At 29.7% G+C, this 22,134-nt stretch carries 22 protein-coding genes; 18 read left to right on the top strand and 4 right to left on the bottom strand.

From position 1 onward, the window contains the following. Positions 1–41 precede the first annotated feature (41 nt). Genes pfkA through Q0776_RS16035 form a run of 3 tightly spaced genes read left to right on the top strand, consistent with a single transcriptional unit; the run spans position 42 to position 2,445 of the window. The gene (pfkA, locus tag Q0776_RS16045) at positions 42–1,028 is read left to right on the top strand and encodes a 6-phosphofructokinase (RefSeq protein ID WP_298370482.1); all 987 of its coding nucleotides are present in this window, start codon (positions 42–44) and stop codon (positions 1,026–1,028) included. Positions 1,029–1,055: 27 nt separating this feature from the next. After that, entirely contained in the window at positions 1,056–2,057 is a 1,002-nt protein-coding gene (gene gap, locus Q0776_RS16040; RefSeq protein WP_298370605.1) for a type I glyceraldehyde-3-phosphate dehydrogenase, read from the top strand. Positions 2,058–2,082: 25 nt separating this feature from the next. Then, positions 2,083–2,445, top strand: coding sequence for a methylglyoxal synthase (locus Q0776_RS16035; RefSeq protein WP_298370479.1), 363 nt, complete (start codon positions 2,083–2,085; stop codon positions 2,443–2,445). Positions 2,446–2,449: 4 nt separating this feature from the next. Here the strand turns inward: Q0776_RS16035 and Q0776_RS16030 are convergent, their stop codons facing one another. After that, positions 2,450–2,830 (bottom strand): Rid family detoxifying hydrolase, encoded by a 381-nt coding sequence (locus Q0776_RS16030; RefSeq protein WP_298370476.1) that lies wholly within the window; start codon positions 2,828–2,830, stop codon positions 2,450–2,452. A gap of 3 nt (positions 2,831–2,833) precedes the next feature. Then, the gene (locus Q0776_RS16025; RefSeq protein WP_298370473.1) at positions 2,834–5,458 is read right to left on the bottom strand and encodes a putative LPS assembly protein LptD; all 2,625 of its coding nucleotides are present in this window, start codon (positions 5,456–5,458) and stop codon (positions 2,834–2,836) included. Positions 5,459–5,655: 197 nt separating this feature from the next. Between Q0776_RS16025 and Q0776_RS16020 the strand changes: the two genes are divergently transcribed. The 15 genes from Q0776_RS16020 to Q0776_RS15950 all read left to right on the top strand — a co-directional run bounded on the left by Q0776_RS16020 (position 5,656) and on the right by Q0776_RS15950 (position 21,055). Then, positions 5,656–6,783 carry an N-acetylmuramoyl-L-alanine amidase gene (locus Q0776_RS16020; RefSeq protein ID WP_298370470.1) on the top strand — a complete coding sequence of 376 codons (1,128 nt, stop codon included), beginning with the start codon at positions 5,656–5,658 and terminating at the stop codon, positions 6,781–6,783. A gap of 62 nt (positions 6,784–6,845) precedes the next feature. After that, the gene (locus Q0776_RS16015; protein ID WP_298370467.1) at positions 6,846–7,796 is read left to right on the top strand and encodes an MlaD family protein; all 951 of its coding nucleotides are present in this window, start codon (positions 6,846–6,848) and stop codon (positions 7,794–7,796) included. Positions 7,797–7,914: 118 nt separating this feature from the next. Then, positions 7,915–9,219 carry a (Fe-S)-binding protein gene (locus Q0776_RS16010; protein WP_298370465.1) on the top strand — a complete coding sequence of 435 codons (1,305 nt, stop codon included), beginning with the start codon at positions 7,915–7,917 and terminating at the stop codon, positions 9,217–9,219. Positions 9,220–9,237: 18 nt separating this feature from the next. After that, a complete protein-coding gene (locus Q0776_RS16005) occupies positions 9,238–10,017 on the top strand; it encodes a (Fe-S)-binding protein (protein ID WP_298370462.1) in 780 nt (259 codons plus the stop codon). Between the two features lie 25 nt (positions 10,018–10,042). Next, positions 10,043–10,945 (top strand): 1,4-dihydroxy-2-naphthoate polyprenyltransferase, encoded by a 903-nt coding sequence (locus Q0776_RS16000; RefSeq protein WP_298370459.1) that lies wholly within the window; start codon positions 10,043–10,045, stop codon positions 10,943–10,945. A 31-nt stretch (positions 10,946–10,976) separates the two neighbouring features. Beyond that, positions 10,977–11,360 carry a hypothetical protein gene (locus Q0776_RS15995; RefSeq protein WP_298370456.1) on the top strand — a complete coding sequence of 128 codons (384 nt, stop codon included), beginning with the start codon at positions 10,977–10,979 and terminating at the stop codon, positions 11,358–11,360. Positions 11,361–11,466: 106 nt separating this feature from the next. Continuing rightward, on the top strand, positions 11,467–13,734 hold the full coding sequence (locus Q0776_RS15990; protein WP_298370453.1) for a TonB-dependent receptor: 2,268 nt from the start codon (positions 11,467–11,469) through the stop codon (positions 13,732–13,734). A 111-nt stretch (positions 13,735–13,845) separates the two neighbouring features. Continuing rightward, a complete protein-coding gene (locus tag Q0776_RS15985) occupies positions 13,846–14,526 on the top strand; it encodes a metal-dependent hydrolase (protein ID WP_298370450.1) in 681 nt (226 codons plus the stop codon). Between the two features lie 37 nt (positions 14,527–14,563). Then, positions 14,564–15,091: an SRPBCC family protein gene (locus tag Q0776_RS15980; RefSeq protein ID WP_298370447.1), complete on the top strand. Its 528-nt coding sequence runs from the start codon at positions 14,564–14,566 to the stop codon at positions 15,089–15,091. Positions 15,092–15,102: 11 nt separating this feature from the next. Further along, positions 15,103–15,492 (top strand): VOC family protein, encoded by a 390-nt coding sequence (locus tag Q0776_RS15975; RefSeq protein WP_298370444.1) that lies wholly within the window; start codon positions 15,103–15,105, stop codon positions 15,490–15,492. A gap of 74 nt (positions 15,493–15,566) precedes the next feature. Next, on the top strand, positions 15,567–15,839 hold the full coding sequence (locus tag Q0776_RS15970) for a zinc ribbon domain-containing protein (protein WP_298370442.1): 273 nt from the start codon (positions 15,567–15,569) through the stop codon (positions 15,837–15,839). A 157-nt stretch (positions 15,840–15,996) separates the two neighbouring features. Next, complete coding sequence (locus tag Q0776_RS15965) at positions 15,997–17,031, top strand: o-succinylbenzoate synthase (RefSeq protein WP_298370439.1); 1,035 nt, start codon at positions 15,997–15,999, stop codon at positions 17,029–17,031. Positions 17,032–17,081: 50 nt separating this feature from the next. Then, positions 17,082–18,041, top strand: coding sequence for a CPBP family intramembrane glutamic endopeptidase (locus Q0776_RS15960; protein WP_298370436.1), 960 nt, complete (start codon positions 17,082–17,084; stop codon positions 18,039–18,041). Between the two features lie 7 nt (positions 18,042–18,048). Continuing rightward, complete coding sequence (locus Q0776_RS15955; RefSeq protein ID WP_298370434.1) at positions 18,049–19,110, top strand: AMP-binding protein; 1,062 nt, start codon at positions 18,049–18,051, stop codon at positions 19,108–19,110. Positions 19,111–19,216: 106 nt separating this feature from the next. Next, positions 19,217–21,055 (top strand): von Willebrand factor type A domain-containing protein, encoded by a 1,839-nt coding sequence (locus tag Q0776_RS15950; RefSeq protein ID WP_298370432.1) that lies wholly within the window; start codon positions 19,217–19,219, stop codon positions 21,053–21,055. Here Q0776_RS15950 and Q0776_RS15945 read toward each other — a convergent pair. Both Q0776_RS15945 and Q0776_RS15940 read right to left on the bottom strand, forming a co-directional pair. Beyond that, on the bottom strand, positions 21,052–21,384 hold the full coding sequence (locus Q0776_RS15945; RefSeq protein WP_298370431.1) for a hypothetical protein: 333 nt from the start codon (positions 21,382–21,384) through the stop codon (positions 21,052–21,054). The genes Q0776_RS15950 and Q0776_RS15945 overlap by 4 nt on opposite strands. Before the next feature lie 2 nt (positions 21,385–21,386). Next, on the bottom strand, positions 21,387–22,103 hold the full coding sequence (locus Q0776_RS15940) for a YebC/PmpR family DNA-binding transcriptional regulator (protein WP_298370428.1): 717 nt from the start codon (positions 22,101–22,103) through the stop codon (positions 21,387–21,389). Between the last annotated feature and the right edge of the window lie 31 nt (positions 22,104–22,134).

Below are 22,134 nucleotides of genomic sequence, written 5' to 3'. Positions count from 1 at the left end.
TGATAATTAATTAAAATTTAGTTTTAAATTAGCGACCAATTATGGGAAAAGGTATAAAAAAAATTGGTGTATTAACATCGGGAGGTGATGCTCCAGGAATGAATGCTGCAATACGTGCAGTAGTAAGAGCTTGCGCTTATTATAATGTGCAATGTGTTGGTGTGTATAGAGGTTATCAAGGTTTAATTGAAGGAGATTTTAGAACATTAGCAGCACATGACGTTAGTAATATTATTAATTGTGGAGGAACAATTCTAAAATCGGCTCGTTCGCAAGAATTTAGAACCAAAGAAGGAAGGCAAAAAGCTTACGAACAAATTAAAAAAGAAAAAATTGACGCAATTGTATTAATAGGTGGAGATGGTACTTTTACTGGAGGAATGGTTTTTAATGATGAATTTAATTTTCCTTGTTTGGGTATACCAGGTACAATAGATAATGATATTTTTGGTACAAATTATACAATTGGATATGATACTGCATTAAATACAGTAGTTGAAGTAATTGATAAAATTAGAGACACTGCAAGTTCGCATAACAGATTATTTTTTGTTGAAGTTATGGGTCGAGATGCAGGATTTATAGCCTTAAATGCAGGTGTTGGAGCAGGAGCCGAAGAGATTTTAATTCCAGAAGAAGATCTCGGTTTGGATAGATTGCTTGAAGCCTTAAAAAGAACCAAAAGATCTGGTAAATCATCAAGTATTGTTGTTGTTTCTGAAGGGGATAAAATAGGTAAAAATGTATTTGAATTAGCAGATTATGTGGAAGAAAACTTGCCCGAATACGAAGTAAGAGTGTCAGTTCTTGGTCATATGCAGCGTGGAGGTTCTCCTAGTTGTTTCGATCGTGTTTTAGCAACCAGATTAGGTGTTAAAGCAGTTGAACTACTTTTGGATGGAAAAACAAATTTAATGGTTGGATTGGTGAATAATAAAGTTGAAACAACCGATTTAGATAATGCTGTAAAGGGGCATCATGAAATAAACAAAGAATTACTTCGGGTAAGTGATATAATGTCTATTTAGTATAGATATTCCTTTTATCTACGATATATAATAATGATAAGAATAGGAATAAATGGATTTGGAAGAATAGGAAGACTAGCTTTTAGATCCATACTTACTAGAGAAAATGTAGAAGTAGTTGCAATAAATGATTTAGAAAATATTAATCAATTAGCATATTTGCTTAAGTACGACTCTATTCATGGACGATTTAATGGAACAGTTAAGGTAATTGACAACTATTTAATTGTAAATAATAAAAAGGTACGAATTTCTTCTAAGAAAAATCCGAAAGATATAAATTGGGGAGCGTTGAATGTAGATTTTGTTATAGAATCTACAGGCTATTTCACCTCTAAAAATGAAGCAGCACTACATTTAAAAGCCGGAGCAAAAAAGGTGGTTATTTCGGCACCTTCAAAAAATGCTCCAATGTTTGTAATGGGAGTAAATAATAGTAATTTAACAATTAATGACCTTATATTTTCAAACGCTTCATGCACAACTAATTGTTTAGCACCAATTATTAAAGTTTTGAGAGATAATTTTGGTATTGTTGAAGGTTTAGTAACAACAGTTCACTCAACAACATCAAGTCAAAATACAGTTGATGGGCCTTCAGATAAATGGAGAAGAGGCAGAGCAGCATTAAATAATATGATACCAACTTCAACTAGTGCATCGGATGCTATTGCTAAAATAATTCCTGAAGTGGAAGGGAAAATAGCAGCAATGGCTGTTCGAGTTCCTATTGCAAACGTTTCATTGGTAGATTTAACCGTAAGATTAGAAGCAACAACAACATATTCTGAAATTAAAAAAGTAATGAAGCTTGCTTCAGAAAATGAATTAAAAGGAATTTTAGGTTATACAGAAGACGAAGTTGTATCTCAAGATTTTGTTTCGGAACCGAGAACTTCGGTTTTTGATGCTCATGCAGGAATGGAATTGAACAATCATTTTTTTAAAATAATTTCTTGGTATGATAATGAGTTTGGATATTCAAATAAGCTCGTTGATTTAATTGAATATTCAGCTTCGCTTGAATAATTTTTAACTTATAAAATAATTAATTATGGAAATAGCAATTATTGCTCATGATGGTAAAAAAACCGAAATGGTTCAGTTTTTAATGGATTTTAAAGCCTTAATTATTTCAAAAAAAATTGATCTAATTTCAACTGGTACTACTGGTAAAAATGCTGAAAAAGCTGGTTTTAAAGTAAGTAAATATTTATCTGGTCCATTTGGTGGTGATGCTCAAATTGCGGCAAGAGTTGCTGAAGGAAAAACAGATATGGTTTTCTTTTTTAGAGACCCATTAGGAATGCATCCTCACGAACCAGATATTGCAATGCTTATGCGTTTATGCGATGTTCATGATGTTCCGTTGGCAACAAATCCAGCAACTGCAGAACTTTTAATAAAATCTATTTAGTATTTTATTTAACGGCAATTACAGAAATTTCAACATGCACAAACTTTGGTAAGTTAGCAACTTCTACTGTTTCACGTGCTGGAGCTGTTTCTGAATTAAAATAACTTCCGTAAACCTTATTAATTTCTGAAAAATCATTCATATTTGTTATAAATATGCTCGATTTAATCACATTTTCAAATGTCATTTCAGCTTTTTCTAAGACTGCCTTTAGGTTTTCCATAACCTGAGTTGTTTCGGCTTCAATAGAATTTAAAACCAACTCTCCAGATATTGGATTGATAGCTATTTGTCCAGAAGTATATAAAGTGTCTTTAACCAAAACTGCTTGGTTATATGGTCCTATAGGTGCAGGAGCTTTTTTGGTGTTGATAATTGTTTTCATATGTTAAAAAAGTCTTTTATCTGGAATTTGTCTTTTATCGTATTTTAAATCACTTAGCATAGATGATTTAACTCCAATAAAAAAGTAATATGTTTGTCGATCTCCAAAAGGTACCCAATTAAAGTTTAATTTCCAACTATCTAAATCTCTAGAAAATTTTAAATTTGTATAGGTAAATCCTTTTTCATTTATATCATAACCCGAAGAAAATCCAACAGACCATTTAGGTGTTAGTTCTAAATCTCCATTAAACATTATAGAATTGGATGAAATATTTTTTTCTCTTTTTACATTGGTATAGTTTATTGCATATGCAAGTTGCATTGTCCAAGGGATTTTTGCTCCAAACAATTTTGTTTCTTTTATTTCGGAATCTTTATTTACAGGACCATCGTCTCTATTTGATGTAGTTAAATCTTCACTAAAAATACCATCAGAATTATTAGCTTTTGCCTTAGCACTTTGTTTCGATTTGGAATCTTTTTTACTCGAAAAAGAATAATTTAAAGTTAAGCCAGCATTGGTTAATCTGAATAAACTTCCACCATTTTCAAAATTAAATTTATCTATTTTTTTTCCACTAACATCTAACGCATAAGGGTCTAATGTAGCTCTTACATTTACATTTAACTTGTTATTAAATAATTTAGTACCAGCATTAACACCTACCGGTTGCCATTTTAATGAATCGGCAGCCATATTATAACTCGTTGAAAAATTTAAGTTATTTAAAATAATAATTTTCTTAGCATCCGCGGTATCTGTAGAGTCTTTTTTTCTCAATTTGGCTTCCAAATTGTTATTAATAGCAAAGCTTAAACTATTAGAAATACCTGTTCCTGGTTTACCAAAGATACCATTTTCAAAAGGAGAATATTCTACAAATTCACCTTCGGCATTTAAATACTCATCATTTTGATAACTAAAATCGGGTCTGTAGCTATAAGAAATACTTGGCCTTACAACATGTCTAATAGCTTCTATTTTTCCTTTTTTAAATTTAAACATTCCATAAAAAGTAGTTCCTAAAGATACCGATGTTGAGTATTCGTTAAATCTACTAAAACTACTAATAGTATCCGTAACAACTCCTTGTTCTACATCATCAAATTTCTTTTTCAACCTATCAAAATACCAAACATCTTCATACGTTAAACTAGGCGAAATTGTAAAATATTTAAATGCTTTCATATTTGTATTCATGGAGATATTATGCTGAATACCGGACTTTGCGTCGTCAAACATTTCTTTCTTAAAAAAGAAATCTTCTTGCACTTCCATTCTATTATCTCCTTTCATAGAATATGATAATCCTATTTTTTGTATTGCATTATTCTTTGCTCCACCTTTACCTGTAAATGGATAAATACGATCCATATTTAATTGTAATGATGGCAAAGTCATATTAACTTTTTGCGTATTTGTATTTTGCGAATGAGTTGCCGATAACGACATGTTAAAAGGAGTACCAACAAATGTTTTTGAAAATGAAATGGATGAATTCATTGTGTTGTTTAAAAACGCATTGGTATTAATCTCATTATTTGATTGTTTAAAATATTGACTACTACCAAGGTTTACAGAGGCTGAAAATCTTGAATTTGGACTTGCTTTTGCATCTTGAGAATGGCTCCACCTTATATTGTAATTTGTAGTTTTGGAATAATCATCAAAACCTTTCAAGCTAGAGCTTAAATTTTCGTACCTAACATCAAAGTTTCCGGAGAATTTATATCTTTTTTTATAGCTAGATTCGGCTCTTAATCCCCAACTTCCATTTGAATAAATATCTCCTAATACGGCTAAATCAAAATTATCATTTATAACAAAATAATAACCTCCATTTTGTAAAAAAAAGCCTTGGCTATTATTATCTCCCCAAGTTGGCATTAAAAAACCTGAAGTTCTCCCTTTTGTTAATGGTATATAGGCAAACGGTAATATAACTGGAGTAGGAACATCAGCTAAAACTAATTGACTTGTACCTGCCACAAGTTTTTTATCTTTAATAAATTTAGCTTTTGGAATTCTTATGTAATAATCTGGATTTTTTTTATCGGAAGAGGTTAATCTTATATTTTTTATAAAAATTACAGAGTCGTTATGTTTTTTACTTTGTTCACCTAAAATTATTATTCCTTGCTGTTCGGTTCTTAAATTCCAAATTTTTGCTTTTTCCGATTTAAAATTAAAACTAATGGTATCTTGAGTTGATTCTTGATCACCTTGTTTAAAAAGTGGAAGTTGTGAGTATTCTCCAACACTATCTTTAATTCCTTTAGCTATAACCGTATTTGTATTGTTATTAATTTCAATATATCCTGCAGTTAAATCAATATCCTTATATTTAATATGAGCATTTTTATATAGGATAATTTTATTGTTTAAAACATCTTGCCTAATTAAACTATCTGCACTATGTTCAACAATTCCTTCAAGCAATTCTTTAGGCTTAGCTATAGAGTCTTTAGATTTTAGAAGTAAAGAGTCCTTCTGATTAATTTGTAATGTATCCTTAACCAAAGGTTTTAAGGTATCTATTTTTCGAGCAGAAATTGTATCTTTTAAAGATGTACCTAATTCTTGGGTATAACCAACTGAATTGACTAAGTTTAAAACTTGTGTCAAAATAAAGATGATATATATTTTTTTACTAATTGTTTTAATAATTAAAATATTTGTAAAATCATTATATAAATTGGGTTGATACCATAACTTTTTTTATTTTAGCTTTAAAGCTATCAACCTTGTTTTATTATTATAATATTTATGGCTTAATAATTGTATAACCATTTAACAGTTGCCAAAAATAACTAAAATTATTGATGAACTCACTACTCTTTTATAAAATTAAAATTAGAACGAAAAGCTTAGTGTTTTTCGTACTTTTTTGTACTAATCTTTTTGTAATTAATTCACTTTTTGCTCAAAAAAGAGAATATGTTGTTGTTTTAGATGCAGGTCATGGAGGAAAAGACCCCGGGAAAGTTGGTTACAAAAAAGTAAAAGAAAAAGATATAGCCTTAAATATTGTTTTGCAAGTAGGGAAGCTTTTAGAAAAAAAAGGTGATATAAAGGTTATATATACTAGAAAAACAGATGTTTTTGTTGATTTATGGGAGCGAGGAAGAATTGCTAACAGAGCAGATGCGGATTTGTTTGTGTCAGTGCATTGTAATGCCCACAATACACAAGCCTCAGGAGCTGAAACTTGGGTTTTAGGTACCAATGCTAATCATAAAAACTTTGAAGTTGCAAAAGCAGAGAATTCGGTAATTCTTTTAGAGGATAATTATGAGAAAAATTATAAGGGATTTGATCCTAATTCGCCAGAATCGGTTATAGGACTTACCTTAATGCAAGAAGAATATTTAGATAAAAGTATTCAATTAGCAAGTATTATTCAGGATGGTTTTACAAATGAATTGAAAAGAAAAAATAGAGGAGTAAAACAGAATGTATTTGTTGTGCTTCACCAAACATACATGCCAAGTATTTTAATCGAAACAGGTTTTATTACAAACACGAAAGAAGGTGTTTTTTTAGGATCAAAAAATGGACAAGAAAAATTTTCTAAATCAATTTACAACGGTATTTCTAAATATATAGAGCAATTGAAATTAAACACTATTGCCGAAGAAAGAATTGTATCTAAAAAGAATAATATTTCAAGTTCTAATAAGTCCAAAGTTGTAGAAAATGTCCAGTTTAAAGTTCAAATAGCTTCAGGTTCAAGAAAGTTAGAAACAAAGTCTTATAATTTTAAAGGCTTAAAAAATGTAGATAGAGTTAAAGTTGGAAATAGTTATAAATATTATCTAGGAAATACTTCCAATTATTCAGAAATTAAAGAACAACTTTCAATTGCAAAATCAAAAGGATATAAATCTGCATTTGTAGTGGCTTTTGAAAATGGTAAAAAAGTTTCGGTAGATCAAGTTTTAAAAAAATGATGTTACTTTTGCCGTTTACTACCAAAAATTATTATTAATATTGCTTTAAAATTTATAGTATTTTGAAAATTTCAAGAGAATTTAAAACAGGCGTAGTTGCTGTTGTAATAATTTCATTATTTATATGGGGTTATAACTATATGAAGGGACTTAATTTATTTGATGGTCCTTTACAAACTTATTTTACGGAATATACTAATGTGCAAGGATTAAATACTTCAAGCGTTGTAACTATTAATGGAGTAGAAGTAGGTAAGGTTTTAGATATAAAATTTAGTAAAGACGAAACTAAAAGAGGCCGTTTAATTGTTGAATTTAGTGTTGAAGAAGATTTTGAATTTTCAAAAAACAGTGTGGCAAAAATCTATAGTGCTAGTTTAATGGGAGGAAAATCTTTAGCAATTGTACCATCTTATGAAGGTGAAACGGCTGTTTCAGGTGATTTTTTAAGAGGTGAAATAGAATCAGATATCTTCTCATCTGTAACTGAAAAATTAAACCCACTACAGGCTAAAGTTGAAAACGTAATTGTTAGTGCAGACTCTTTAATGACAGGATTAACAGATGTGTTGGATGTTAAAAGTAGACAAAGTTTAAAATCGAGCATTGCCGAATTAAACCTTACTGTAACAAATTTTAAAAATGCATCACAAGCGGTTAATAAATTAATTGAAAGTAATGACGAAAAACTGTCTAGAACTTTAACTAATGCCGAAGAAATGACCAAAAACCTATCAAAACTTTCAGATACGTTAGTAAATGCCAATTTAGGTTTAACAATTAGAGATATTGAATCAACAATTACAAGCTTAAATGCAGTATTAAATGGATTAGAAAAAGGAGAAGGTTCATTGGGTAAATTGCTTAAAGATGAAGAAATGTATAATAATTTAACAAATGCATCTAAGGAATTAGAAGAGTTGTTAAATGAAATGAAATTACATCCAAAACGTTTTGTTCATTTTTCATTATTTGGAAAAAAAGATAAGGGATATGTAGAACCGAAACAATAACAGTTGTGTTGTTGATACAAGTAAATTTTGATACTTTTTTACAAAAAAAACGATTTTAAATATGAGAAAGAATTAAAATATGGTAAATTACCCGTATTAAAATATTAAGGTGTTAAAAATGACTTATATTGATAACATAGCATTTGCAATTCTTCTTTTTTTAGGGATTGGTTTTTTTGTAAAGAATATTCAAAAACTAATTCGTAATATTAAGTTAGGAAAGGAAGTAAATCGATTAGATAATTCTTCTGCTCGATGGAAAAATATGGCAATGATTGCATTAGGACAATCTAAAATGGTAAAACGTCCAATTGCCGGAATACTTCATATTATTGTTTACATAGGTTTTATAATAATAAATATTGAAGTAATTGAAATTATTATTGATGGTTTATTTGGAACTCATCGAGTATTATCTTTTTTAGGTTCGTTTTATAATTTTTTAATTGGATCTTTTGAGGTTTTAGCACTTCTGGTATTGGTTTCTGTAACTGTTTTTTGGATAAGAAGAATGATTTTAAAAATTCCACGTTTTTGGAATAAAGAAATGAAAGGTTTTCCAAAAAACGACGCGCTTTATATTCTGTATTTTGAAATGGTGCTAATGTCTTTATTTTTAATAATGAACGCCACGGATGTTCCTTTTCAGCAAAAGAATTTTGGAAACCCAATAAGCCAGTTTTTAGTGCCGTTATTTCAAAATTTTGAAGTTAATACACTGTTTTATATTGAGCGAACAGCCTGGTGGTTGCATATTGCAGGAATATTAATTTTCTTAAACTATTTATATTACTCCAAACACCTTCATATTTTGTTAGCTTTTCCAAACACCTATTTTGCAAATTTAAATGCAAAAGGACAGTTAAGCAATTTAGAAAGTGTTACAAACGAAGTGAAAATGATGATGGATCCAAATATAGATCCATTTGCAGCAGCGCCAGAGGGAAGCGAAAATGATGTGCCTGAAAAGTTTGGAGCTAGTGATGTTCAAGATTTAAATTGGGTACAGTTGCTTAATGCCTATACATGTACTGAATGTGGAAGATGTACATCTTCTTGTCCTGCAAATATTACAGGGAAAGAACTTTCACCAAGAGCTATAATGATGAAAACTCGTGATAGACTTGAAGAAGTAGGTGAAAATATTTCTAAAAATGGATCATTTGTTGATGATGGCAAACAATTATTAAATGATTATATAAAACCAGAAGAAATTTGGGCCTGTACAAGTTGTAATGCATGTGTTGAAGAGTGTCCTGTAAATATTGATCCTTTATCTATAATTATGGATATGAGAAGGTATTTAGTAATGGAACAGTCAGCAGCACCACAAGAATTAAATTCAATGATGACCAATATTGAAAATAATGGAGCACCGTGGCAGTATAATCAAATGGATAGATTAAATTGGAAAGACGAGTAATAATTAAATTTTTTTAAAATGAATGTACCTACAATGGCCGAAATGATGGCACAAGGAAAACAACCAGAAATTTTATTTTGGGTTGGCTGTGCAGGAAGTTTTGATGATAGAGCAAAGAAAATTACAAAAGCTTTTGTTAAAATATTAAAGAAAGCAGGAGTTGATTTTGCTGTTTTAGGTACTGAAGAAAGTTGCTCGGGAGATCCAGCTAAAAGAGCAGGTAATGAGTTCCTATTTCAAATGCAGGCTATGACAAACATAGAAGTTTTAAATTCATATGAAGTAAAAAAAATAGTAACTGCTTGCCCACATTGTTTTAACACACTTAAAAATGAATATCCTTCACTCGGAGGAAATTATGAGGTGGTTCATCATACAGAATTAATAAAATCTTTACTAGATAATGGACGACTTTCTATTGAAGGAGGTAAATATAAAGGTCAAAAAATTACTTTTCACGATCCTTGTTATTTAGGACGAGCTAATGATATTTATGAAATTCCAAGAGATTTAATAAAAAAATTAGAAGTAGAGCTTGTAGAGATGAAACGCTGTAAAAGCAACGGGTTATGTTGCGGAGCAGGTGGAGCACAAATGTTTAAAGAACCCGAAAAAGGAAACAAAGATATTAACGTTGAAAGAACCGAGGAAGCAAATGCAACAGATTCAAGTATAATTGCTACCGGATGTCCTTTTTGTAATACTATGATGACCGATGGTGTTAAAGCTACAAACAAGGAAGATAGCGTTAAAGTATTAGATATTGCTGAACTAATTGCAAACGCGGAGAATCTGTAACCAAAATTACTACTACTATTTTAAAATGATAAGGCATTATATTGAAGCAGCACGTCTTAGAACTTTACCACTTTCTATTTCTGGAATTATTGTTGGAAGCTCAATAGCAGTATCCCAAAATATTTTTAATTGGAAAATATTTCTTTTAGCATTGTTAACTACTGTGGGATTTCAAATAATTTCAAATTTTGCAAATGATTACGGAGATGGAGTAAAAGGAACTGATAATAATGATAGAATAGGACCTAAAAGAGCAATCCAGAGTGGAGTTATAAGTCCAAAACAGATGTTGTTAGCCATAAAAATTTCGGTAGTTATTACATTTTTAATTGCTGTTCTTTTAATTTATATTTCATTTGGAAAAGAAGATTTTGTAAATCTATTGGTGTTTTTTATACTTGGTTTAATGAGTATTGTTGCAGCAATAAAATATACAATGGGTAAAAAAGCCTATGGATATAGTGGATTTGGCGATTTTTTTGTATTTGTATTTTTTGGGCTTTTAAGTGTGTGTGGAAGTTATTATTTATATTCTAAACAAATAGATATACTTGTGTTTTTACCGGCTATTTCAGTTGGTTTCTTAAGTATTGGAGTTTTAAACTTAAACAATCTTAGAGATCGAGAATCAGATATTAAGGCTGGTAAAAAAACACTGGTTGTTAAAAAAGGTAGCGAGTTTGGTAAATATTATCATTATTTTTTATTAATAGCTTCATTTTTGTTTGCACTGCTTTTCGGTGCTGTAAATTATAAATCTGCTTTTCAATTTATATTTGTTTTTGCCTATGTGCCAATTTTTATTCATTTAAAAGTTGTTTATAAAAACAGAATTCCAAAATTGTTAGATCCAGAATTAAAAAAATTAGCAATAAGTACTTTTCTTTTTTCGGTTTTATTTGGTTTGGGTTTGTTTTTAGCTAATTAAGAAATATATTTGGAACCTATTATTTTCGTAAATGAAAAACCAATTTTTAGGAATCTTATTTTATATGCTGTATTTGTTGGCAATGGTTCGGCCAGTAGTTCCTATTATTGAGTATTATGCCAATTATGACTATATAGCTACAGTGCTTTGTGAAAATAGAGATAAACCATATTTAGAGTGTAATGGTAAGTGTTATCTAGAAAAACAGCTTAAGCAAAATAATCATAATAATCATGAGCATAAATCAACAATACCTCAAATTAATTTTGATGATTACCCAATAAGTCCATTAACTCAATTTACCTATAAATTAAAAAGCTTTAGTAATTACTTTAGAAATAATTTTATATTAAAAAGTGAACATGTAATAGGTTTTTATGAATCTATACTAAAACCACCTCGGTATTTGTCCTAAATTTTAGCGGTATAGATATTTTTAAATAAAGCATACATAATTAAGTTTGCTTTAAATATTTGTACGCACACTACATAAAATTAACAAATCAATATTCAAAATTAAAATGAAAAACGTAATTCTAAATATTACTGTAATGCTTTTTGCTGCATCAATATTTGCACAATCAGGAGAAATTAGAGGTAAAATAATAAACAAAAATAATAAAAATGTAATTGAGTTTGCCTCCATTAAAAGTTTAACTAGTCACGTAGAAACAATATCTAACAATAGAGGAGAATTTGCAATAGAAGGAAAAATTAATGAAGAAGTTGAAGTGTCATGTGTTGGTTTTAAAACCAAGATTGTGAAGCTAAAACAACACATTACAATCGAGTTGGAACAAACTCAAATTGAGTTAAATGAAATAGTAGTTGAAGCCAACCCTTTAAATAATTTATCCCAATCAGTAGTAATAAATGATACTGAAAAAAGAATTAGTCAGCCTAGAAGTGTAGGACATTTATTTAAAGAAATTTCTGGATTTGGGATTGCAAAAAGAGGAGCGTATGCCTCTGAACCAGTTTTTCGTTCATTTAAATATGAGCAATTAAATATTCAATATGATGGTGGTTTTAAAATGCTGAATGCTTGTCCCAATAGAATGGATCCAATTACCACACATGTTATTCCAGAAGAAATCGAAAAAATTGAAATTGTAAAAGGTCCTTTTACTGTTCGTTTTGGTCAAAATTTTGGAGGAATCATAAATTTAGTAGGTAAAAGTTCTGAAAAAGGAAAAAAAGGATTAAGTGGAAGCGTAGAAGGTGGATATGAAACCAATGGAGGTAATTTAGTTTCTGGAGCTTCAGTTTTGTATGTTGCAAACAAGGTTGATATTCATTTTACGGGTTCTTATCGTGAGTTTGGTGATTATGATGATGGAAATGGAGAGGAAGTTCCTTCTTCATTTAGAACTACAGATTATTCTCTAAAAATAGGAGTTAACCCTAATGAAAATCAACGATTACAAGCAACTTGGAGACAGTCTTTTGGAAGAGATATAGAACACGCAGGTTTACCAATGGATTCTCCTTACGACGATAGCTTTTTAGCAGGTTTGGATTATAAATGGAAAAATATTTCAGAAAAAATTGAAAATTTCAATACAAAAGTTTTTTATTCATACGTAGATCATTTAATGACAAATGGTAATCGCCCTAACTTTAATATGGTAGATGCACAATCTCCTGTGGAGGTTACAACATATGGAGGTAAAGCAGAGTTGGTTCTGACTCCGTCTATAAAATCTAAATTATTTGTAGGAATAGATGCCAATAATATTAGAAGAGATGGATCTAGAACAAGAATTGTAAAAATGGCTAACGGAGCGGTTTTACCACAGCCAAAAATTTTTATTGATAAAATTTGGCAAGATTCAGAATTGAACGATTTTGGAGTTTTTGCAGAAGGAAAATTTGCCTTGGCAAATAAACTAACATTAACTACTGGAATTAGAGCCGATTTTATAAAAGCTGTAATTAAAGACCCAGCAGACGATTTTTTAGCCCTTAATAATGGGGAAATAGATGATGCTACTGAAACAAATATTAGTGGAAATGCTTCAATTAGATTTCAAAATAATGGATTTCAAGCCCAATTAGCATTGGGAAGAGGAATTAGAACAGCTAATATGATTGAACGCTTTATAAATCATTTTTCAGTAGGAGTAGACCCTTATGAATATGTTGGAAATCCTAATTTGAAACCAGAAATAAACAATCAGATTGAACTGTCATTTAATAAAAAATTGAATTCTGTTCAAATAGGCGCATCAGTTTTTTATTCCTTCTTAGAAGACTATATTGTGCCCGTGGTAAATAGTTCAATTCCTAGAAAGTTTATGCCATCAACACCTCCTGTTGTTGCTAAACAATTTGTAAATATTGATAAAGCTTCACAAACTGGACTCGAATTTAATTTAAATTATAGAGCAACGGAAAAATTATTATTTACTTCTAATTTATCTTATACTTATGCAAAAAATAAGGATTTAAACGAGCCTTTAGCACAAATACCTCCTTTTATGGCAATTTTAGGGGCTAAATTCGAAAATAAAAATTATTGGTTTTCATTAACCAATCGTTTGGTTGCTAAACAGTCTAGAGTATCAAATTCTTTTATGGAACAAGAAACAGCAGGTTTTGGCACCTTGGATTTTAGGGCAGGTATTGAGCCATTTAAAAATTTATCGCTAGGAGTTGCTATCTTAAATATATTTGATAAAACTTATTACGAACATTTGAATTTTTCATATAGCAATTCAAACACGCTATCAGGGAGAATTTACGAGCCAGGTAGAAATTTCACCACTTATCTTAAATATAAATTTTAAGTATAAAAATATATGTTAATGCAGTTAAAGCCACAGGAATTAATTTTTCTGTGGTTCTTTTTTTGATTTTATTTAATTAAATTGCAATTACCAAATAAAAAATTACTTCACATGAAAATAACATATTTAGGGCATTCAAGTTTAAGCATCGAAACCAAAGACAAAACATTATTAATAGATCCTTTTATTTCTGGAAATGAATTGGCAAAGGAAATTGATATAAATACATTACAAGCAGATTATATTTTAATTACCCACGCACATCAAGATCATATATTAGATGTTGAAGCTATTGCGAAAAGAACTGGAGCAAAAATTATTTCGAATTATGAAATAGTAACACATTTTGGCGAAAAAGGAATTGAAGGTCATCCAATGAATCATGGTGGTAAATGGACGTTCGATTTTGGAACAGTACATTACACCAACGCCATTCATTCAAGTTCTTTTCCAGATGGGACTTATGGCGGACAACCAGGTGGTTTTGTTATTGAAACAAGTCATCATAGATTATATATTGCAGGAGATACCGCATTAACATTGGATATGAAATTGATTCCAGATGTGGTAGGGGAGTTAGATTTAGCAGTTTTACCAGTTGGCGATAACTTTACAATGGGAATTAAAGAGGCTATTAAAGCTAGCACCTTTTTAAATTGCAATAAAGTACTGGGATACCATTTTGATACATTTGGTTATATTAAAATTGATAAAATAGCCGCTATGAATAAATTTACAAAAGCAAAAAAAGAATTAATATTATTGCCAATTGGGGGAAATATTAAAATATAATACTATACAAATTATTACTAACTAAAAATTAATTATTATGTACATAGCACTTTACATTTTTCTAATTCTTTTATTCTTGATTGTAATTTTAGCTTTAATTGCACCAAAATCATACGATGTTAATCGTGCCATTTCAATAAATAAACCATTACCAGAAGTATTTCAATATTTAAAATTGTTGAAAAATCAGGATAATTGGTCTCCTTGGGCTGAAAAAGACCCAAACATGAATAAAACATTTAAAGGAACTGACGGGGAAATTGGATTTGTTTCTGCTTGGGTTGGAAACAAAGATGTTGGAGAAGGAGAACAAGAAATTACAGGTATTATTGAAAACGAAGTGGTTAATTCACAACTACGATTTTTGAAACCATTTAAATCTACATCTGACGCTTATTTAAAAGTAGAAAAAGTAGGAAATGGAACAAAAGTAGTTTGGGGTTTTTCAGGCAAAAACAAATTTCCAATGAGTATTATGATGTTGTTTATGAATATGGATAAAGCCGTTGGGAAAGATTTCGAATATGGTTTAAATAAATTGAAATCGATACTTGAAAACTTATAAAATCTATAATTATGAAATCTAATATGTTATGCTGGTTCGAGATTCCGGTAAAAGATATGAATAGAGCTGTAAAGTTCTATCAAGAAGTATTCAATATTAAAATTGATGTGCAGGAGTTTTGTGGAACTCAAATGGGGTGGTTTCCTTTTGCAAAAGATAAAGATGCGGCTGGAGCAAGTGGCTCATTAATTTACAATCCAAAACATTACAATGCAGGAACTAATGGTGTATTAATTTATTTGTCTTCTCAAGAGAATGATGTAAATGTAGAATTAGGTAGAGTAGAAGCTGCTGGCGGAAAACCAATTGTTGAAAAAATGCAAATTACCGAAGAAATTGGTTATATGGCTGCTTTTATTGATACCGAAGGGAATAGAATTGCTATACATTCAAAAAACTAATTTTTTTGAGGTTGCCATTTTAAAATGAAACAAAGAAAAGCTGAGTATTCTCTAATAATTAAAAGTGTTTTAATATGAAAAAATATAAAAACTGTCAAAGTTGTGCAATGCCTTTAAGTAAAGATCCTAAAGGTGTTGGAGGAGGAACAAATGCAGATGGACAACCAAGTAATATGTATTGTAGTTATTGTTATGAAAACGGTAAGTTTTTACAACCAGACATAACTGCTGTAGAAATGCAAGATTTTGTAAAAGAAAAACTTAAAGAAATGGGAGGTTTTATGAAATTGTTTGCAGGTTTTTTTTCAAAAGGAATTCCAAAATTAGAACGTTGGAAAAAGAAATAACCATTGTCATTCTAAGAGTAGCGAATAATCTCACTTAAATGTAAAAGATTCTTCATTTCATTTAGGATGACATATATATTAGATCAATTTTTTTGTTAAATATGTAATCTATTTTCTTTTAATAACTACAATTATAAATTGTATTTTTGGTTTTCAAATGAAAGCGACTTACAAAAAGTACATTCTTAATTTTAAGCAAGCAAGCGGAACTTCTCGTGGAATTCTGCGTTCAAAAGAAACCTATTTTATAATTATTTCAAGTAATAAAAATAAAGGTTTTGGAGAATGTGGTTTATTTAGAGGTTTAAGTATAGATGATAGACCAGATTATGAAGAAAAACTACAATGGCTTTGTAATAATATTCATTTAAATAAAGTAGATTTATTAAATCAATTAAAAGAATTTCCGTCCATTCAATTTGGTTTAGAACAAGCATTGTTGAGTTTTAAAAGTAAAAATCCTTTCGAATTATTTCCTTCAGATTTTACAGCATCAAAAAAAGCCATTAATATCAATGGTTTAATTTGGATGGGAAGCGAAGCTTTTATGAAACAACAAATTGAAGATAAATTAAAAGCTGGATTTTCAACCATAAAAATGAAAATTGGTGCTATAGATTTTGATACAGAACTTTCATTATTAAAAAGTATTAGAAAAGATTTTTCATCAAAAGAAATTGAATTACGTGTAGATGCAAACGGAGCATTTAAACCGGATAAAGCTTTGGAAAAATTAAAAAGATTATCTCAATTTGAAATTCATTCCATTGAACAACCTATAAAGCAAGGACAATTTAATGAAATGGCAGATTTATGTTCAAAAACGCCATTGCCAATTGCTTTAGATGAAGAATTAATTGGTGTTTTTAATGTAACAAATAAACAAAAACTACTACAAACAATAAATCCGCAATACATTATTTTAAAACCAAGTTTGGTTGGTGGTTTTAAAGGGAGTGAAGAATGGATAAATTTAGCCGAAAAACAAAACATTGGTTGGTGGATAACTTCAGCGTTAGAAAGCAATATAGGGTTAAATACTATAGCTCAATGGACACATAGTTTGGGCAATTTAATGCCTCAGGGTTTAGGAACAGGAAGCTTATTTATAAATAATTTTGAAAGTCCATTGGAAGTTAAAAAGGGACATTTGCATTATAACAATATTAAAAACTGGAAAGTTAATCTTTAATTGTCATTGCGAGGAGTGAAGCGACGTGGCAATCTGTAAATTAATAAAATATGAAATTTATACAACAAGCATATAAAGGAATTAACGAGTGGTGGGCATATTTAGTAACCTTAATATTATTAATAATTGGTTGGCAATTTATAGGTATTATTCCATTAGTTGGTACAGCATATTTACATTCTAACGATTTAGAGCATTTTATGGCTTCTGCGGAGGATAGCTTTGCTACAGTAGGAATAAATTCAAACCTTTATTTGTTTTTAGTTATTGTAACATTTGTTGGTGGACTGATAGCTCTTTTATTTGGAGTTAAAATGATTCATAAACGAAAAGTAATTTCTGTAATAACAAGCAGAACTAAAATTGATTGGGGAAGAGTTTTGTATGCATTTTCTATTTGGGGAGTTGTAGGTTTAATAATGATTTTGGCCGGATATTATTTAGAACCAGAAAATTATATTTGGAATTTTAAACCAATCCCATTTTTAATTTTAGTAATAGTATCCTTTTTATTTTTACCATTACAAACAAGTATGGAAGAAATTTTATTTAGAGGTTATTTAATGCAAGGTTTTGGAACCTGGTTTAAAAAAGGATTTATAGCGTTAATAATAACATCTACTATTTTTGGGCTTTTACATGGTTTAAATCCTGAAGTTGAAAAACTAGGTTGGATTACAATGGTTTATTATATAGGAACTGGATTGGTACTAGGAATTTTTACTATTATGGATGAAGGAACAGAATTATCTTTAGGGTTTCATGCAGCGAATAACATTATTGCGGCGGTTTTTGTTACAGCAGATTGGGTAGTTTTTCAAACTGATGCATTGTTAATTGATACTTCAGAACCGTCAGTTGGGTGGGAAATGTTTTTCCCAGTTTTGGTATTATATCCATTAATAATAATGTTGTTTTCAAAAAAATATGGTTGGACCAATTGGAAAGAAAAAATGTTTGGAACTATTAGAAAACCGATAGAACTAAACGAGGACGAATTTATAGCTTAATTAAGTTATGAATAAACAGTTTCATAATAGCTTTAAATTAAACGGAAAATCTTTTTCTGAAGTTTTAACATTGCTTCATTTTTCTAAATCAATTTCTGAAGAAGTTTATACGTTTTTAAAAAAATGGTTTGATGAAACTGAATTTGTTGAAGTAAAAACCTCAGGTTCTACAGGGAAACCTAAAACAATTCAACTTAAAAAAGAATTTATGAAAAATAGTGCATTGGCAACAGGTGCATTTTTCAATTTAAAAGAAAATATAACAGCATTGTTGTGTATGTCGCCAAATTACATTGCAGGGAAAATGATGTTAGTTAGAGCTTTGGAGTTAGGCTGGCAATTAGATGTTATTGAGCCAACTTCAAATCCGTTAAACTATTTAAATAAAACCTACGATTTTTCGGCAATGGTTCCGTTGCAATTACACAATTCTTTAAATGAAGTTTATAAAATAAAAAAGCTAATTGTTGGCGGAGGTGTTGTTTCAAATGAATTATTATCAAAAATTCAGAATATAGAAACCGAAGTATTTGCTACTTACGGAATGACCGAAACCATTACTCATATTGCAGTAAAACAACTAAATAAATTACGTTATTCTAAACTTGTTTCGGAATCTCACTATCAAGTATTACCTAACATAAATATCTCTCAAGATTCTAGAGGGTGTTTGGTAATTGATGCTCCAGAGATAACTTCAGAAAAAATAATTACAAACGATTTGGTTGAATTAATTTCAGAAAATGAGTTTAAATGGTTGGGGCGATTTGATAGTATTATTAATTCTGGAGGTGTAAAATTAATTCCAGAACAAATAGAAGAAAAACTATCTAGTATAATTTCCGAACGTTTTTTTGTGACTGGATTTCAAGATGCTGTTTTAGGAGAAAAATTGGTGTTAATTGTTGAAGGAGTAAAAAACAAAGCTATTCTTAACAAGGTAAAGACTTTAAAAACACTTTCAAAATTTGAAAAACCTAAAGAAATTTACTTTTTAAATAGTTTTATAGAAACACCAACAAAAAAAATAAATAGACCAAAAACAGCAGGTCTTTTAAATATAAACTAGCTCAAAAACTATGTTTACTGGCTAAAACTACCCGATTACTCATTTTTACTATTTATATGTTAAGAAAGCATTTACTTTTAAGTATTAACTTTTAAAACATATAACTATGAAAACTTATTTGGCTATACTTCTTACATTATTTATTAAGTTACAAATCAACGCACAAGAAAAAACAATTACTGGAGTGGTAACAGATGGTACTCACCCAATTCCTGGAGTTTCTGTATTAATTAAAGGAACCTCCAATGGAGCCATTACAGATTTTGATGGGAAATATTCCATATCGGCTTCAGAAGGAGATAAACTTATTTATAGTTTTATAGGTTTTATTTCAAAAGAAATTAAAGTAGGAACTAGCACTATTATTAATGTAATATTGAAAGAAGATTCAACTTGTTTAGAAGAAGTTGTGCTAATAGGATATGGAACTCAAAGAAAAAGTTGGCTTGCAGGAGCCGTTCGAGGAGTTAGAGTTAGAGGTTCTAGAAAAAATAGAAAATACAATCAACCAATTAATAACTCTAATAAGGTTTCTTCAAATGATTCTTATAAAGAGATAAATGAAAATACATTTAAAAGTTCACAATTAAATCCACTTTCGACATTTTCTATTGATGTGGACAAAGCCGCTTATTCAAATGTGAGAAGAATGATTAATAATGGACAAACGGTTCCTAAAGATGCCGTGAAAATTGAAGAAATGATTAATTATTTCAATTATAATTATCCGCAATCAACAACAGAACATCCTTTTTCAATAAATACAGAAGTTGCTCAAACTCCTTGGAATGAAGTTACTAAAATTGTAAAAATTGGCTTGCAAGGAAAAGAATTAGACAAAGAAAATATTCCGAAATCTAATTTAGTGTTCTTGTTAGATGTTTCAGGTTCAATGAGTGATTTAAACAAACTTCCTTTATTAAAATCAGCATTTAAATTATTGGTAAATCAACTCCGTGAAACAGATAAAGTATCAATTGTTGTGTATGCAGGAGCAGCAGGAGTAGTTTTAAAACCAACTTCAGGAACAAACAAAGAAAAGATTTTAAATGCATTAAATAGACTAGAAGCAGGAGGTTCAACAGCAGGAGGAGAAGGTATTGAATTGGCATATAAATTAGCCGAAAAACACTTTGTAAAAGGCGGTAATAATAGAGTTGTTATGGCTACGGATGGTGATTTTAATGTTGGACCATCAGGTGATAAAGCAATGAAAGATCTAATTGTAGAGAAAAGAAAGTCAGGTATATTTTTAACTGTCTTAGGTTTTGGATATGGAAATTTAAAGGATTCAACATTAGAAACGCTAGCAGACAAAGGAAATGGAAATTATGCATATATAGACACTATGCAAGAAGCAAATAAAACATTTGGTGAAGAATTTGCAGGTACAATGTATACCATTGCCAAGGATGTAAAAATTCAAGTTGAATTTAACCCCAACAAAGTTGAAGCGTATAGATTAATTGGTTATGAAAATAGAATGTTAAATGCTGAAGATTTTAAGGATGACAAAAAAGATGCTGGTGAATTAGGTTGTGGACATACAGTTACTGCTTTGTATGAAATTATTCCAGTTGGAGTAAAAAGTAAATATTTAAAAAATATTGATAATCTTAAATATACCAAAACAACAACTTCAACTTTAAATAATGAATTATTAACTGTAAAATTTAGATATAAAAAGCCTAGTGGTAAAAAAAGTATTGAGATAATAGATGTTGTAAACGATGAAAATAAAACTATTGAAGCAATGTCTAACGATTTTAAATTTTCAACTGCTGTAGCTCTTTTTGGTATGAAATTAGCGAAATCTAAGTTTACAAATAAGGCCAATTACAATAAAGTAATTGAATTGGCAAAAGAAGGAAAAGGAGAAGATAAAAATGGGTATAGAAGTGAGTTTATTCGATTAGTAAAATCGTATAAAAACAGCAATAGTTAAAAGTATTTGCTAAAAATTTTAATCAGCACTAAAGTTTTAATAACAATTAATCCTGAAAAAAACCAAATAGGAGTTTTAGTAGTCTCTTTTAGTTCAAAATATGCCAGCTTTATATTTGCTGGCATATTACTTAAGGTATATTGTTGTTTGCACTTACCACATTCAGAAGTTCCAGATTTTCCACCAGATAAAAACGGAATGTGAATTAAATGTTTGTAATAAGCTAGTATAGAAACTTTTGTTGTGTTTTTAGCGTTACATTTTGGGCAAGTTAAATCTTGCGAAGTATCGCTTTTTAAAATAGTTGATTTTTTACCTAATAAAAACATAATTATCCTTCCATTGAATGATATACATTTTGTACATCGTCATCTTCTTCCAATTTTTCTAATAACTTATCAACGTCAGCTTGTTGTTCTTCCGTTAATTTAGTTGTTGTAGTAGGAATACGCTCAAAACCAGATGAAAGAATTTCTAAATTATTCTCTTCTAAATACTTTTGAATTGCTCCAAACTGTTCAAAAGGAGCGTAAATTAAAATACCATCTTCATCTTCAAAAACTTCTTCTACTTCAAAGTCTATTAACTCTAATTCAAACTCTTCAAGATCTATTTTTAAATCTTCAGTTTTTACTCTAAAATTACAAGTGTGATCGAACATAAAAACAACCGAACCAGATGTTCCCATATTTCCATCACATTTACTAAAAGCTGCCCTAACATTTGCAACAGTTCTATTGTTGTTATCTGTAGCGGTTTCTACAACAACCGCAATTCCGTGAGGCGCATAGCCTTCAAATAAAGCTTCTTTATAATTAGCGGTATCTTTATCGCTAGCTTTTTTTATAGCACGTTCAACATTGTCTTTAGGCATATTTGCCGCCTTTGCATTTTGAATAACAGCTCTTAAACGTGAGTTAGTTTCGGGGTTTGCTCCACCTTCTTTAACAGCCATAACAATATCTTTACCAATTCTGGTAAACGTTTTTGCCATAGCCGACCAACGTTTCATTTTTCTAGCTTTTCTAAATTCAAATGCTCTTCCCATAATTAAATTTTAATTTGTGATGCAAATGTAA

The sequence above is a fragment of the uncultured Lutibacter sp. genome (assembly GCF_947495725.1).
In the GTDB taxonomy this organism is placed as follows: domain Bacteria; phylum Bacteroidota; class Bacteroidia; order Flavobacteriales; family Flavobacteriaceae; genus Lutibacter.
The sequence above is the reverse complement of the archived record's forward strand: the minus strand, read 5'-3'. Positions and strand labels throughout refer to the sequence as shown.

Excerpts from the sequence above, each read along its gene's own strand:
- Q0776_RS15990 (WP_298370453.1), top strand. The coding sequence starts at position 11,467 with ATGAAAAACGTAATTCTAAATATTACTGTAATGCTTTTTGCTGCATCA.
- Q0776_RS16020 (WP_298370470.1), top strand. The coding sequence starts at position 5,656 with ATGAACTCACTACTCTTTTATAAAATTAAAATTAGAACGAAAAGCTTA.
- Q0776_RS16030 (WP_298370476.1), bottom strand. The coding sequence starts at position 2,830 with ATGAAAACAATTATCAACACCAAAAAAGCTCCTGCACCTATAGGACCA.
- Q0776_RS15965 (WP_298370439.1), top strand. The coding sequence starts at position 15,997 with ATGAAAGCGACTTACAAAAAGTACATTCTTAATTTTAAGCAAGCAAGC.
- Q0776_RS15950 (WP_298370432.1), top strand. The coding sequence starts at position 19,217 with ATGAAAACTTATTTGGCTATACTTCTTACATTATTTATTAAGTTACAA.
- Q0776_RS15970 (WP_298370442.1), top strand. The coding sequence starts at position 15,567 with ATGAAAAAATATAAAAACTGTCAAAGTTGTGCAATGCCTTTAAGTAAA.
- Q0776_RS15975 (WP_298370444.1), top strand. The coding sequence starts at position 15,103 with ATGAAATCTAATATGTTATGCTGGTTCGAGATTCCGGTAAAAGATATG.
- Q0776_RS15955 (WP_298370434.1), top strand. The coding sequence starts at position 18,049 with ATGAATAAACAGTTTCATAATAGCTTTAAATTAAACGGAAAATCTTTT.
- Q0776_RS15995 (WP_298370456.1), top strand. The coding sequence starts at position 10,977 with ATGAAAAACCAATTTTTAGGAATCTTATTTTATATGCTGTATTTGTTG.
- Q0776_RS16035 (WP_298370479.1), top strand. The coding sequence starts at position 2,083 with ATGGAAATAGCAATTATTGCTCATGATGGTAAAAAAACCGAAATGGTT.
- Q0776_RS16005 (WP_298370462.1), top strand. The coding sequence starts at position 9,238 with ATGAATGTACCTACAATGGCCGAAATGATGGCACAAGGAAAACAACCA.
- Q0776_RS15985 (WP_298370450.1), top strand. The coding sequence starts at position 13,846 with ATGAAAATAACATATTTAGGGCATTCAAGTTTAAGCATCGAAACCAAA.
- Q0776_RS15940 (WP_298370428.1), bottom strand. The coding sequence starts at position 22,103 with ATGGGAAGAGCATTTGAATTTAGAAAAGCTAGAAAAATGAAACGTTGG.
- Q0776_RS15980 (WP_298370447.1), top strand. The coding sequence starts at position 14,564 with ATGTACATAGCACTTTACATTTTTCTAATTCTTTTATTCTTGATTGTA.
- Q0776_RS16000 (WP_298370459.1), top strand. The coding sequence starts at position 10,043 with ATGATAAGGCATTATATTGAAGCAGCACGTCTTAGAACTTTACCACTT.
- Q0776_RS15945 (WP_298370431.1), bottom strand. The coding sequence starts at position 21,384 with ATGTTTTTATTAGGTAAAAAATCAACTATTTTAAAAAGCGATACTTCG.
- Q0776_RS15960 (WP_298370436.1), top strand. The coding sequence starts at position 17,082 with ATGAAATTTATACAACAAGCATATAAAGGAATTAACGAGTGGTGGGCA.
- Q0776_RS16010 (WP_298370465.1), top strand. The coding sequence starts at position 7,915 with ATGACTTATATTGATAACATAGCATTTGCAATTCTTCTTTTTTTAGGG.
- pfkA (WP_298370482.1), top strand. The coding sequence starts at position 42 with ATGGGAAAAGGTATAAAAAAAATTGGTGTATTAACATCGGGAGGTGAT.